Origin of the sequence: Pontibacter populi, assembly GCF_040278685.1 — a bacterium.
Lineage (GTDB): Bacteria > Bacteroidota > Bacteroidia > Cytophagales > Hymenobacteraceae > Pontibacter > Pontibacter populi.
Map to the genome: position 1 here is coordinate 69,774 of NZ_JBEOKT010000013.1, position 12,888 is coordinate 82,661.

General features: G+C 46.1%; 13 protein-coding genes. 6 read left to right on the forward strand and 7 right to left on the reverse strand.

The window, feature by feature from the left end; genetic code table 11:
• Positions 1 to 45: 45 nt before the first annotated feature.
• Entirely contained in the window at positions 46 to 549 is a 504-nt protein-coding gene (locus tag ABS362_RS14170) for an NADH-quinone oxidoreductase subunit A (RefSeq protein WP_350413153.1), read from the reverse strand.
• Positions 550 to 1,047: 498 nt separating this feature from the next.
• Here ABS362_RS14170 and ABS362_RS14175 point away from each other — a divergent pair, with 498 nt between their 5' ends.
• Entirely contained in the window at positions 1,048 to 2,463 is a 1,416-nt protein-coding gene (locus tag ABS362_RS14175) for a thioredoxin-like domain-containing protein (protein WP_350413154.1), read from the forward strand.
• A 275-nt stretch (positions 2,464 to 2,738) separates the two neighbouring features.
• On the opposite strand, the gene ABS362_RS14180 is transcribed toward ABS362_RS14175, so the two are convergent.
• From ABS362_RS14180 to ABS362_RS14200, 5 genes are all read right to left on the reverse strand, one after another.
• On the reverse strand, positions 2,739 to 3,293 hold the full coding sequence (locus ABS362_RS14180; RefSeq protein ID WP_350413155.1) for a DinB family protein: 555 nt from the start codon (positions 3,291 to 3,293) through the stop codon (positions 2,739 to 2,741).
• A 75-nt stretch (positions 3,294 to 3,368) separates the two neighbouring features.
• Entirely contained in the window at positions 3,369 to 3,923 is a 555-nt protein-coding gene (locus ABS362_RS14185) for a Crp/Fnr family transcriptional regulator (protein ID WP_350413156.1), read from the reverse strand.
• 283 nt (positions 3,924 to 4,206) lie between these two features.
• On the reverse strand, positions 4,207 to 4,635 hold the full coding sequence (locus ABS362_RS14190) for a hypothetical protein (protein WP_350413157.1): 429 nt from the start codon (positions 4,633 to 4,635) through the stop codon (positions 4,207 to 4,209).
• A gap of 69 nt (positions 4,636 to 4,704) precedes the next feature.
• Positions 4,705 to 4,989, reverse strand: coding sequence for an acylphosphatase (locus tag ABS362_RS14195; RefSeq protein WP_350413158.1), 285 nt, complete (start codon positions 4,987 to 4,989; stop codon positions 4,705 to 4,707).
• A gap of 24 nt (positions 4,990 to 5,013) precedes the next feature.
• Entirely contained in the window at positions 5,014 to 6,159 is a 1,146-nt protein-coding gene (locus ABS362_RS14200) for an App1 family protein phosphatidate phosphatase (protein WP_350413159.1), read from the reverse strand.
• 191 nt (positions 6,160 to 6,350) lie between these two features.
• On the opposite strand from ABS362_RS14200, the gene sdaAA reads away from it, so the two are divergent.
• From sdaAA to ABS362_RS14220, 4 genes are all read left to right on the forward strand, one after another.
• A complete protein-coding gene (gene sdaAA, locus ABS362_RS14205) occupies positions 6,351 to 7,256 on the forward strand; it encodes an L-serine ammonia-lyase, iron-sulfur-dependent, subunit alpha (RefSeq protein WP_350413160.1) in 906 nt (301 codons plus the stop codon).
• Positions 7,257 to 7,611: 355 nt separating this feature from the next.
• Complete coding sequence (locus ABS362_RS14210) at positions 7,612 to 8,346, forward strand: hypothetical protein (protein ID WP_350413161.1); 735 nt, start codon at positions 7,612 to 7,614, stop codon at positions 8,344 to 8,346.
• A gap of 159 nt (positions 8,347 to 8,505) precedes the next feature.
• Entirely contained in the window at positions 8,506 to 9,681 is a 1,176-nt protein-coding gene (locus ABS362_RS14215; protein WP_350413162.1) for a DUF4407 domain-containing protein, read from the forward strand.
• A 301-nt stretch (positions 9,682 to 9,982) separates the two neighbouring features.
• Positions 9,983 to 11,242, forward strand: coding sequence for a pyridoxal phosphate-dependent aminotransferase (locus tag ABS362_RS14220; RefSeq protein ID WP_350413163.1), 1,260 nt, complete (start codon positions 9,983 to 9,985; stop codon positions 11,240 to 11,242).
• Between the two features lie 49 nt (positions 11,243 to 11,291).
• Here the strand turns inward: ABS362_RS14220 and ABS362_RS14225 are convergent, their stop codons facing one another.
• Positions 11,292 to 11,750 (reverse strand): Lrp/AsnC ligand binding domain-containing protein, encoded by a 459-nt coding sequence (locus tag ABS362_RS14225; RefSeq protein ID WP_350413164.1) that lies wholly within the window; start codon positions 11,748 to 11,750, stop codon positions 11,292 to 11,294.
• A 159-nt stretch (positions 11,751 to 11,909) separates the two neighbouring features.
• Between ABS362_RS14225 and ABS362_RS14230 the strand changes: the two genes are divergently transcribed.
• The gene (locus ABS362_RS14230; RefSeq protein ID WP_350413165.1) at positions 11,910 to 12,866 is read left to right on the forward strand and encodes an asparagine synthetase A; all 957 of its coding nucleotides are present in this window, start codon (positions 11,910 to 11,912) and stop codon (positions 12,864 to 12,866) included.
• Positions 12,867 to 12,888: the final 22 nt, after the last annotated feature.

Here is a 12,888-nt window from a genome sequence, read left to right on the forward strand (position 1 = left end):
ATGATTAGTGAGTAATGACTAATTCTTCTTTTGTCCTTTGTCAAACTATCCTTTGTCAGGAGTTTTGCCTGGGCTATACTTTCGTTCGTTTACGCGCTGGTATACATCCGTTGGTATTTTAGAGCGGCTTTTAGGTATAACCGGGGCAGGCTTTATCCAGTCGAGGTGGCCTTTTGCCCAGGCATAAGCCAAGCCTAAAACCAGGATACCGATAAAAATAAACATTTCGATAAGCGAGAACCAACCCCACACGCCATCAGTCGCTTCAATCAGATCACGGCGCCCAAACACCGTTGCCCACGGAAACAGGAAAGCCAGTTCCACATCGAAAATAATGAAGATAAGCGCTACCACGTAAAAACGGGGGTTAAACTGCACCCATGAGTTGCCAATAGGTTCTTCACCTGATTCGTAGGTTGTGAGCTTTTCGGCATTTGGCCGGCTTGGGCGAATAAGTTTAGCCGTAAACAGGCCAATAACCACAAATATGGCACCGCCTACCAAAAAAAGCAGGATCGTTCCGAAATCTGAAGCATAGGTTTCTGCCATAGTTGCCACTGTTTACACAAATTTACAATAAAATTAGTTACCCCACCCCGGCCCTCCCCTAAAAACAGGATTCGTCTATTGCTATCATTTAGGTTCTAGTATTATAGTTGGCGTGGTCCAACCACCCTGCCACTCTCCCAAATCAAGTTGGGGATCTGTGACTTGTCTAAGAAGGGAGTTTCTAATAAGCTCCCTCCCCTGTTTTTAGGGGCTAAGATTAGGACACAAGTATAAAATGGCCGTTGCTCTTCGGGATTTGTAATCCCGAAGCCCCTACTATGAGGATTTGCAATCCGACTTTTAACCTCAGTTCAACAGCTGGCAAGGTATAAAACCGGATTACAAATCCTGATAATAACATACTTCCGGATTACAAATCCGAAAGAGCGGATAGGTCTTCCATCCTGTTAATCCTCTAATCCTATAAATCCTGATTCAGACAAACCTTTACCCTTATAACCCGGTAACTATAAACCCATCAACCACAAACTTAAGACCATGCTGACAGGCCGCGTAAATGCACCGGAACTATACACAAAACACGGTTGGTTGAACACTGACCGCGAATGGACCATTAAAGACCTGCGCGGCAAGATCGTACTGCTGGATTTCTGGACTTTTGGCTGCATTAATTGTCAGCATATTGTGCCCGACCTTAAGCGGCTGGAAGAAGAATTTGCGGATGTGCTGGTGGTAATTGGTGTGCACTCGGCCAAATTTGATGCTGAAAAACGAAACGAAACTATAAGACAGGCTATACGAAAGTTCGGGATCACGCATGCGGTGGTAAACGATGCTGACTTTAAACTTTGGGACCAGTATGGTATAAAGGCGTGGCCAACTATAGTTCTGATAGACCCGAAAGGTAAAGTAGTGGGCCAGCATGCCGGCGAAGGTGTGTATGACAAAGTGCAGCCTTATTTGCTGCGCATGAAGGCCGAGTTTAAAAATGAGCTGAATTATGAACCGGTGCGTTTCCACGTGGAGCAACCTGTAAGTTCGGCCTTATACTTCCCCTCCAAGCTGATACACGACAAGGAAGGCAATATTTACTTAGCCGACAGCGGGCATAACCGCATCCTGAAACTAAACCAGCAGGGGCAGATACTGGAAACTATAGGCAGCGGCAAACAGGGTTTTACTGATGGCAACTATACCGAGGCTGCTTTTTACGAACCGCATGGCCTGGCACTTTGTAACAACACACTTTACATCGCTGACTCTAAAAATAACGCCATCCGCAAAGCCAACCTCGAAACGAAAACAGTTACAACTATAGCTGGTACCGGTGAGCTGGAATATTATTTCCATGATGATAAGCTGGGAGAACCCGTAAACCCGAACAGTCCCTGGGACCTGCTTGTTTTCGATAACCACCTGTACATTGCCAGCGCCGGCAACCACCAGATATTACGCATGCACCTTGGTAACGAAAAAGTGTTACGCTTTGCAGGCACCGGCCGCGAAGCACTTGCCGACGGCCCTTTACTGGAAGCATCTTTTAACCAGCCCAGTGGCCTCACCCGCCACGACCATATGTTGTTTGTAGCCGATGCCGAAGCCAGCGCCATACGGACTATAAACCTCGACACCGGGCAGGTGCGCACTATAGTTGGCCACGGTTTATTTGATTTTGGTGATGAAGACGGCGACTTGGAGGAAGCGCTGCTGCAACATTGCGTAGGCCTGACCCGCATTGACCATGATATTTACATAGCCGATACCTACAACGGGAAAGTAAAAGTGATCGACACCAGCCGCAAGCGCGTCCGTACCTTAACCGAAGGCCTGCACGAGCCAAACGACCTTACTTTCCTGAACGGGCAACTATGGGTAACCAGCACCAACAGCCACCAGCTTTTTAAAATAGACCTGAATACCGGCGAGAAGGAAGAGGTTATAGTTGGTGGTTGATAATTGTTGATTTTTCTCTTGCAACGATTTCATCCCCCTGCCCCCTTCCAAGGGGGACTTTATCTCGTGATGTGAATTCGCTCAAACTAAATTGTCATTCTGTTAAGTCATAGATCCCGAGCTTGTCTCGGGGAAACTTGGTTCAAGGGAGGTTAAGCCTTCACTATTTACTCACAAGATCCTTACAGGATGACAAAAAAAAGTCCCCCTTTGAAGGGGGTAAGGGGATGACCACTCAAGGAGATAAACAATAACTAACAATCAGCAATTAACAATTAAGCAGCCGCTTTAGCGCTTAGTTCCTGCTTTACTCTCAAAGCTTGTTGCACATGGCGTTCCTGGTGAATAACTACAAATTCCAGCGTTTCGCCGATGCGCATTTTCAGCAGTTTGAAGAACTCTACAGGTATGGCTTTTTTATTCAGGTTGGCGCTTTTAGCAACTTGCAGCAATTGCTGTAAATCCTGCTGATGCTTCAGGAACTCCTCTATAGTTGCCGGGCCTAACGCACTGTTAGCAGGGTTCATGTGCTTTACCGTTTTGTGCTTTTTGCCGTTCTGCGGGCGCACCATGTCCAATGATTTTTTGCCGAGCCAGCTATAGGTTATACTTGGTACATAGTTACCGTCGGAGTTAGCTGCAATAGCGTTGGAGAGGGCAGGGTTATAGTAGCGGCTGTAACGGTTCAGGTGCTCCAGGCACTCCAGTATGCTCCAGCTTTCAGGGGTTGGTTTATAGTTCAGGGCAGCAAGGTCCAGTGCCGCAAACTCGTTTGTTACGGTTTGCTGCAGGTTGCCGGTGGTTTGCGAGAGTTGTTCTAAAGTAGTCATGGCTTCATAGTTTTATTTTGTACACCACAAAGTTACAGCAGGTTATAGGTGCCAATCCTTGACCGAGATCAATATTTATACTTTAATGCGGCTCAGCGTTTCGGGAGACATGCGCAGGTACGAGGCGATATACTTTTTAGGGATGTGCTGGAACAGGTGCGGGCTGCGCTGCATTACGCGTTGCAGGCGTTGCTCCGGCTCAGGCAACAGCAAATCAACTTCGCGCTCTATTTTGCCAACCAAAGCTTGCTCCAGTTGCTCGTACCAGAACCGTTTAATGCTGGGTCTTTCCTCCATCAGGTTTACGAGGTCGGTTTTACTGATGCCCAGCAGCTCACTCTTTTTAAGTGCCTGTATGTAATACGCCGACGGCTTGCCATCTACAAAAGATGGGAACGAGATCATCAGCGTGTTCGGGTAACCGAAACCAACACAAATATCTTCGTCGGGGAGTGGGTAGTAAATGCGGAGCGCGCCGCTGGTTACAAAGTATAAACCCTGCTCCACCTGCCCCTGCCGTATCAGGAAATCATAACGGTTCAGGTGCACCTGCTTTTTCCAGAGCGGCTCAAACGCAGCTATGTCTTCCGGGGTGAAGTATGGGATTTGCTGGAGAAGGGTGCGGAGCATAGAATATTGTTTCTTTCTTCAAAACTATCCCCTTGAGGGGATTATAGGGGTGTTAATATCAAGAGAAAAATGCCAATAGGTAACTTAGCTGTAATTATTCCGCAAATGTAAACACCCCTCACGCTCCCCTCAAGAGGAGAATCAATTACAACGAACTTCTTATACGAAGCATCAGAACCAAAACTATATGCTCATATTGTTAAGTAAAATACGGTTAGTATATACACCTTATAAGGTCGCCAGCTGAAGTTTAGTGATTATACAGTTTTGGCAGCTGTAGTTTTCAAATTTGTCTCACCTCTTTTCTGTTAATATATTCCTCCCTTATTACCCTAAGAAACAAGAGAATTGAGCATATAAAAAATGGCAGTCCAGAAATAAAGCTAATTCCTGCAAGTGTACTTGATAGTATTGTATGGGTAAGATAGTAGAAGCTTGTCCATAAAAAAATAAGACCTAATAGCTTTATCCAAAAAAGGAATCGGTAAATTTTTACTGTTAATGAAATCAAAAGAATAATTTGGCCAATCAAAGCGAAAAGTCCCACTGCTGCCAAAGATTGGTTATAATTTGCAAATGGAGAGAAGGAGAAATCGTACTTTAAGTAATTAAATAAAACAATTTCTATAAATCCCAAAAATCCAATTCCATGTCCAGCCCCAACAACTATTAAGAAGTTAAAGACTACTGTTAATATGGTGAGCCTTTTCATATAATTTCTATAGCTGCCAACATCTTAATATAGTATAAAGTTAATCTATAATTATACATCTTCCTAATCCTACCGCCGCTGCTCAAACTTCTCAGAACCACTCAAGCTGTCAAGCTCCTGCACTTCCACTTTCTCGACTCGCGCACGTTCTGGCCCTCGGTGAGCCCAGGCTTCGAGTTCCTTTACAGTTTCGGGGTTGCCTTCGGCTTCTAAGTATACGGTTCCGTCAGGCTCGTTTTGCACAAAGCCGGTAAGGCCGAGCTCCTGTGCTTTTTCCTGGGTGCTGGCTCTGAAAAACACCCCCTGTACTTTACCATGCACGCGCATGGCAACACGTTTCTTGTTTTTATCCATTGTTTAAAGTTAGAAGTAAGTTCTTTACTCCGACTGGTCATCGGCTTCACAAGCCTGCCTTACATCTTCCAATTGATCTTCGTTTATCCAGCCTTGTTTCACGGCATGCCTGGCAGCAGAAAGCGTTTCTTTTACAAGCTCCATTTCTACCCCCTGCTTTCGAATATCTTCTGCAATCTTCCTTACCTCGGCATCGCGTTCATCGGGGCTTACATCACGAATGTAAATAGATAGTATACGACCCGGATATTCTGCTACAACTTTCTGGTATGTTTCAGGGTCATGCTCCCCGCTATCGCCGATGCAGATAAATTTATGATCGGGATAAGTATCGAGTATGTGGCGTATTTTCTGGAGCTTATACTCCTGATCGCTGGTTTCAAAATCACCACGGTCGAGGCGGGTACCTTTGTCGCGCAGTAACAGTGGCCCTTCCGGTACATCATGAGATCTAAAAAAATTGATGAGCAGGTCATACAGGTTCCATTCGCTGCCCGAAACAAAAAAGAGGGGATTGTTACCTTTACCGTCGCTGCCTTTGCACAGGGCCCGCAAAAAACCTGCTATGCCCGGAAAAGGACTTCGCTCAGTCGCGTTTTTCATGAGCATGAGCTTTAACCGCCCAAAAAAGTTGGTGATATTAGATACCAGCACCGTATCGTCGATATCTGATATAATACCGAATTCTGCATCTTTCCCCGGAACAAAAATATGCGCTTCGGCATGAAGCCTGTCATTGTCAGTTTTATGGTCGAGCAGCTGCAATTGTACTTTGTTTCCTGTAACGCTATAGTCTATAGGGGCATCCGTCCGGAATTCGAAATCAAAATAGCCTTCTTCGTCTGTCTCCTTTTCTATCTCCTGGCCAGCAAAGCTGGCTTTAACCCTTATATGGGGTATTTCATCTGTTTCGAAGCGTTTATAAGTGTCTTTTAAGTGTTTTAAAACGCCGTCACCCTCTTTGGGCTGCACTACTTTCTCATCTTCCAGCACCCTCCCTTTTATATAAACATAAGTATCGTTGCCAAAGCCATAGTATGGCATTATATTGATCGGCTCGAGCAGATGCAGCTTATCCTTTGTAATAAATTTAGCCATAGATACCCTGTGCTCTACCCGCTCAAGTGCAGATAATAATTTCTCTTTCAGGTCTTGTGGTAAACTGGCCATAGTACTTTTTATAATTAAAACGGGCCTGAAGCAGGAGGAGTTGGTAAAACATATAATTTATCTTAACAGAACATTTATTGCACCGGTAAATGTTAAGGTAAGAGCAGGTATGGTTGCATGTAAAATTGTAACTATCTTTAACGCCCCTGGTGCCCGAGCGCATTAGGCGGGCACATTAATATAAAAAAGGTATGTCATTACTATTCAACGATTTTAAGAGCTGGGGCAAGCATTGCGCTGAAACCAACGAACCACTATATCAGCCCGTGCTTGATTACGAAATTGAGCAGAAAGGCCGCACCGAAGAATTTATCTGGGAAAACATTGCCAAAGCCTACGAAGTGATGAAGGACGCCGTAAAAACCGGCCTCACCGAAAACATGACGTCGCGCTCGGGCATGGTGAACAATGGTGCTAAAAAAGTGGCCAACTCGCCGGTTACGGTTTTGTCGCCGGAGTTCCAGATGCTGGTGTCGCGTGCGTTGGGTGCCAAAGAGGTTAACTCGTGCATGGGTCGCGTGGTAGCTGCTCCTACGGCAGGTGCCTCAGGCATTTTACCGGGTGCCTTTACTACACTGCAGGACCTGCACGGCCTGGAAGACAGAAAGATACACGAAGCACTGTTAGTTGCGGCAGGAATCGCGCTTATCATTGAGCAAAATGCATCGCTGGCGGGAGCTGTAGGCGGTTGCCAGGCTGAGACTGGTAGTGCTGCAGCCATGGCGGCTGGCGGTATTGTTTACTGTTTGGGTGGCGATGTACAACAGGTTTTTAATGCCGTTGCCATAACTATACAATGTATGCTTGGCCTGGTTTGCGACCCTGTTGCCGGCCTTGTAGAAGTGCCGTGTATCGTTCGTAATGCCAGTGCGGCCGCTATTGCCTATTCATCATCGCAGTTGGCCATTGCCGGTGTAGACCCGGTTATACCTGTTGACCAGTGCGTGGCAGCCCTCGGCGAAGTAGGCGAAAGCATGGAGCGCAAGTATAAGGAAACTGCCGAAGGCGGACTTGCCAACACACCAAGAGCCCGCGAAATAGAAAACTTTGTACTGGTGCAGGATGTAGAAATTCTCCCTGACGAAGACGCGGTGTAGTTAGAAAGTTGGGAAGTTAAAAAGTTAGAAAGGGTGGAGAACTGGAAAGTTTTCTGCCCTTTTTTATTTTATAGGTGAGGCAACTGTTTTTATAGTTTAGAGCTCTTTGTAGTAAGAAGTTATAGTTCAAAATTGTCATTTCGAACACTCTTGAGACGGGAGTCGAAGAGAGCCAGCGTAGCTGTGAGAAATCTTATACAGCTTCTAGATAGGACAAATAAGATCTCTCCTCACGTCGAGATGACAAATAGAAATTCCCCTCCCTGGAGGGGTTAGGGGTGGGTTAATACCTTCCCCGAAAGTCACCCTAACTATAAATTCCTAACATAGCCGATTAACCGCTAACTATAAAACTATGAGAAAGTACCTATTGCTTGTTTCTTTGGCGGGCACGCTTGTGTTCAGTTCCTGCTCTGTGCCGCCAATGGCTTTGCAATCTGATTTTAAACAGCAGTCCGAAGAATTACCTGTGGAGGGGCGCAAGGTTTTTAAGCCAAACGGCAGTTTTACTATTGGCAACTATACGGTGGCAAACGTAAATCTCGGATGGGTAAACATGGGTGGCTTCTCTATCTTTAGTTACAACAATGTAAAGGCAAGCCAGAAATACCAGTTTAGCCTGCAAAACGGGCAGGGAAATGAGTGGTATGTATTCGGAGCCAGCAAATTACAGCATAAATCATTAAAGGATAACACCGGCATAACGATAGAAGTAGCCCCGAACATGGAGTATTATGCCAGTCATTTCACATCGCCGGAGAGCGGGCAATGGCATTTACTAACCGTGGACCCGCGCCATTACCTGGAGCGTAAAAAGTTTGAAGGCGAACTATCTAACGGAAATACAACCTATAAAATAGAGCCGGTTTACAAGTTCGAAGGCAAATCGCTGCCACTTTCTGAGATCATCGGGTACGAGTTCAGGGATGGGGAAACTATAGTTGGTGCGGTGCAGGTAGTGAACAATGGCAACGTTTGGCTAAAGCCTCAGTTGGCACCTGATACACGCATGGTTCTGGCTAGTGCCATGGCATCTTTATTACTTTACGATAAGCTGAATGACCCTGTAGAGAACTTTGAACTTAATTAAGCAGGGCTACTGTTGCGGATTTAACTGCATTTTCATCACATTTTGCAGGATGTTCGTCACATTTACAGCTTTAAAAGTATAAAAGTCAGTAACTTGCGGCGCTTTACACAACTGGCGCTATTTCGACGTCAGTTCTAATCTGTACAGGTACTTATTTACATGAAAAATTTCTTTTGGTGGTGCGCCGGCGCCGACGACACCATCCTGGAAAAGTGTTCCAAGTCTGAGCATATAAAATATGCCGGCGTGGGCGCTACCGTTTTATTTACGGGCGTATTGGCCAGCATTTCGGGCGGTTATGCCCTTTACACAGTTTTCGATTCGGTACCAATGGCCGTGGCTTTTGGCCTGCTATGGGGAGCCGTAATCTTCAACCTCGACCGTTTTATAGTTTCCACTATCCGCAAAGAGGGCCGTTTCTGGAAAGAGCTGCTGATGGTAACACCGCGTGTACTGCTGGCATTGGTATTGGCTGTGGTCATCTCTAAGCCGCTGGAGTTGAAGATCTTTGATAAAGAGATACAGGCAATACTGAAGGAGAAACAAGCTGAGTTGGCAATTCAGCACAAAGCGTTGGTAAGTAAGCAGTTTTCGGAAGTAGATTCTGTTAAAAGTGAAATTGCCGGCATCCGGGCCGAGATAGAAGCTAAAATAAAGGAGCGCAATAAACTATATGAACTGGTAGCGGCCGAATCGGATGGAACTGGTGGAACCGGTAAAGTTGGTAAAGGTCCTGTCTATGAAGAGAAAAAGCGCCAGTACGATAAAGTAGACGAAGAACTGAAACTACTGCAAGCCAGCGCCGCCGATCGCATTCTGGTAAAAGAAAAGCGTATTGCCGACCTGATGAAGCAGTATGATGCCACAGTAAATGAAGGGCAGGAAAGCTTTTCGAACTACGACGGCCTGATGGCGCGCATAGATGCCCTGAATAAACTACCATGGCTGCCGGTATTTTTCATTACGTTGCTGTTCATTATGCTCGAAACGGCCCCGATTCTTACAAAACTTATTACAAACAAAGGTCCTTACGACGATATTCTGAAAGGTGTGGAACATGAGCGCACCACCCAGGAAATGCAGCGCGTAGCCGAGCGCCAGAAGCAATTCGATCTGAAACTAACTATAGCCGAAGCAAAGTTTGCAGCCCGTCAGGAATACGAGATAGAAGCCAAACGAGAAGAAGAAAAGCTTAAATCGGATGCACACCTGGAAACTGTTCGTGAGTCGGCGGCTGTCTGGAAGCAACGCAAACTGGCTGATATACACCGTAGCCCCAACACTTCCGCCGAGATACTGAACGACGGGGAAGAAAACGGCTACTATAAGTGGTAAAACCGGAGTCGTGAAATCATCCCCCTGCCCCCTTCAAAGGGAAACGGTCAGCAATGCGTAATTCAAAAATCGTTTTTTACGTTTGCAGATAAAAGTCCCCCTTTGAAGGGGGCAGGGGGATGATGACTACAGTAGGTGAACCTTTGCTAGCGCTCGCGCCATATAGTTCAAACTATAAACTAACCGCCCGGATAAGTATAAACAGCTTACCCGGGCGGTTGGCTTTTACAGGTTTTTTGCTGGCAATGTAGGCTATACTTTTCCGGAAATCGTAACTTGCAGTAACCAAACCCAACGTAGCATGACCGTTTCAAAAATGGCTCAAAACCTGATCGGCTCCGAAATTATAAAGGTGGCCGGCGAGGTAAACTCCATGATAGCACGTGGAGAACAGATCTGTAACCTCACCATCGGGGATTTTGATCCAAGCATTTATCCCATTCCGCAGGAACTTAAAGAAGGCATAACACAGGCCTATAACGAAGGTCATACCAACTATCCACCGGCAAACGGCGTGGCAGAACTGCGCAAATCGGTGGCTGCTTTCACTGAAGATAAACTGGGCCTGAAATACCCGGAAAATGACATACTAGTGGCAGGTGGCTCGCGCCCGTTGATCTATGCTACCTACCTGGCCTTAGTTGACCCGGGTGATAAAGTGGTTTTCCCGACGCCATCTTGGAACAATAACCACTACTGCCATTTATCTGGTGCTACGCCGGTTATGGTAGAGACCCGCGCCGAGAACAATTTTATGCCAACTGCTGCCGATATAGCCCCGCACCTGAAAGGCGCAACTATGCTGGCACTGTGCTCGCCGCTAAACCCGACAGGCACCATGTTCTCTAAAAAAGACCTGCAGGAAATATGCGACCTGGTAGTAGAAGAAAATAACAGCCGCTCAGAAGGAGAAAAGCCATTATACATACTTTACGACCATATTTATTGGATGCTGACCTTCGGCACTGAGCACGAGCATTTCGACCCGGTGAACCTGCGTCATGAGCTGCGCGATTATGTGGTATATATCGATGGCATCTCGAAGAGCTTTGCTGCCACAGGTGTGCGTGTAGGGTATGCCTATGGCCCGGCTATAGTTATGGATAAAATGAAAGCCATATTGGGTCACGTTGGTGCCTGGGCCCCGAAAGCCGAACAAATAGCTACAGCCCGTTACCTGAAGCAGCCGGAGTTGGTCTATAGCTTTATGCACGAACTGAAGCACAGATTACAGCGCAGCCTGGAAGTGCTTTACAAAGGCTTTAAAGAACTGAAAGAAGCAGGTTTTGCTGTAGATGCCATCGAGCCGATGGGTGCCATTTACCTTTCCGTAAAAATGGACCTGGCAGGTAAAACAACTCCGGCCGGCGACCTGCTGCAAACCAGCAAAGACATTACATTCTATATCCTGTCAGAAGCGAAACTGGCGGTGGTGCCATTCTCTGCTTTCGGTTCTGCACCGGATCTTAACTGGTTCCGTTTATCAGTTGGTGGCGCATCGCTGGAAGAAATAGAAAATTCGCTTGGTCGCCTGCGCTCAGCACTTGAGAAGCTGAAGTAAACTATAGTTCCAACTATAAAAATGGCCTGCTTTGGTTAGCAGGCCATTTTTATTCTACTTTTATCTGGCGGTTTATACTTTCTTCAAGGGATATAAATGTTTCGGTGCGCTGCACGCCGGCTATAGTTTGTAGTTTTTCGTTAAGTACTTCGCGCAGGTGTTTGGTGTCTCTGCAGATGATCTTTGCGAACATACTATAAGAGCCGGTTGTATAATGTAGCTCTACAATCTCCGGGATCTGGCGCATCTGTTCTACCGCCTCCCGGTACTCCGAGCCTTTCTCCAGGAACACACCAATAAAAGCGCAGACATCATAGCCTAAAGAGGCCGGGTTAACTATAAGCTGGCTGCCTTTTACTACACCCATCTCGTTTAGCTTGCGCATCCGTACGTGTATCGTGCCTCCTGATACACCTAACTCTTTAGCAATTTCTGTATAGGGCTGCAATACGTCCTGCATCAGCAATACCAATATTTGCTTATCCAGATTATCAATTTGGTAATTCATATCGCCAAAACCAAGTGTAAATTTTAATATTTACAATATAAGTGATGTAAAATTAAAATTATAATACTGGTATCAACTGTTTTTTGAAGAGTATTTAAAATTGCAGTGTAAATGTTGTCAATTTATAACTATAGATCATTAACCAGAAAACAGTTTAACATGATGGAAACACCAGTTTTAGAAACTCCCACTGCAATAGACCAGGTATTGAAACGCCTGAGCCGCCCGACGCTAACCGGAATATTACAGGTGCAGCAGGGTATTGTGCGGGCCACCCACGAGTTTATGTTTAAAAAAGGCCTGACCCAGGTAATGCCTTTAATGCTGTCACCGATAACAGACCCGCTTAACCATGGGGTAGTAGATGCCAGCATACCGTATGCCGATAAACGCTGGAGCCTTACCAAATCGATGATCTTCCATAAGCAACTGGCTTTGCTTAACCCGGCGCTGGAAAGCCTTTATATCGTGTCTCCGAACGTGCGCCTGGAGTTTGCAGACCGCGCCGAGACAGGGCGACATTTGTTCGAGTTTACCCAGATTGACTTTGAGTTTAAGAACAAGGACCGCTTTTATGTGATGGAATTTATGGAAGACCTGGTAAATTTTGTGTTTGCCCGCCTGAACGTCGAATTGCCGGAACAGCTGCTGCAACTGCGTGGCGAGTTGTTGCCACAGTACGAAAAATGGCCAGTGCACCGCACCGAAAAACTGGAGGCTGCCCTCGGCCCTGATTATGAAATGCTGCAATCAAAACTGTCTGATTCGCCGTTCTGGTTGCTGAACCATAAGCGTGAGTTTTATGACAAAGAAGACCAGATGAAGCCAGGCACTTATTTGAACTATGACCTGATATGGCCGGAAGGTTTTGGAGAAGGTTTATCGGGTGCTGAGCGCGAGAACGAGTACAAGCAGATACTGAAACGCATGACCGAGACCGGAACCAACAAAGAAATATTTAAGGACTACCTGGAAGTGGCTAAAAAAGGCGTTTTACCAAGAACAGCCGGGGCAGGTTTCGGGGTAGAGCGCATGACCCGCTTTATCTGCAAGGTTAAAGATATTGATGATGTAACTGTGTTTCAGCGTAAGCCTGGGCACGCGTCTATGTTTTAAACTATAGTTTTATGAACGACCC

Excerpts from the sequence above, each read along its gene's own strand:
- ABS362_RS14230 (WP_350413165.1), top strand. The coding sequence starts at position 11,910 with ATGATGGAAACACCAGTTTTAGAAACTCCCACTGCAATAGACCAGGTA.
- ABS362_RS14190 (WP_350413157.1), bottom strand. The coding sequence starts at position 4,635 with ATGAAAAGGCTCACCATATTAACAGTAGTCTTTAACTTCTTAATAGTT.
- ABS362_RS14215 (WP_350413162.1), top strand. The coding sequence starts at position 8,506 with ATGAAAAATTTCTTTTGGTGGTGCGCCGGCGCCGACGACACCATCCTG.
- ABS362_RS14185 (WP_350413156.1), bottom strand. The coding sequence starts at position 3,923 with ATGCTCCGCACCCTTCTCCAGCAAATCCCATACTTCACCCCGGAAGAC.
- sdaAA (WP_350413160.1), top strand. The coding sequence starts at position 6,351 with ATGTCATTACTATTCAACGATTTTAAGAGCTGGGGCAAGCATTGCGCT.
- ABS362_RS14175 (WP_350413154.1), top strand. The coding sequence starts at position 1,048 with ATGCTGACAGGCCGCGTAAATGCACCGGAACTATACACAAAACACGGT.
- ABS362_RS14210 (WP_350413161.1), top strand. The coding sequence starts at position 7,612 with ATGAGAAAGTACCTATTGCTTGTTTCTTTGGCGGGCACGCTTGTGTTC.
- ABS362_RS14225 (WP_350413164.1), bottom strand. The coding sequence starts at position 11,750 with ATGAATTACCAAATTGATAATCTGGATAAGCAAATATTGGTATTGCTG.
- ABS362_RS14195 (WP_350413158.1), bottom strand. The coding sequence starts at position 4,989 with ATGGATAAAAACAAGAAACGTGTTGCCATGCGCGTGCATGGTAAAGTA.
- ABS362_RS14180 (WP_350413155.1), bottom strand. The coding sequence starts at position 3,293 with ATGACTACTTTAGAACAACTCTCGCAAACCACCGGCAACCTGCAGCAA.
- ABS362_RS14200 (WP_350413159.1), bottom strand. The coding sequence starts at position 6,159 with ATGGCCAGTTTACCACAAGACCTGAAAGAGAAATTATTATCTGCACTT.
- ABS362_RS14170 (WP_350413153.1), bottom strand. The coding sequence starts at position 549 with ATGGCAGAAACCTATGCTTCAGATTTCGGAACGATCCTGCTTTTTTTG.
- ABS362_RS14220 (WP_350413163.1), top strand. The coding sequence starts at position 9,983 with ATGACCGTTTCAAAAATGGCTCAAAACCTGATCGGCTCCGAAATTATA.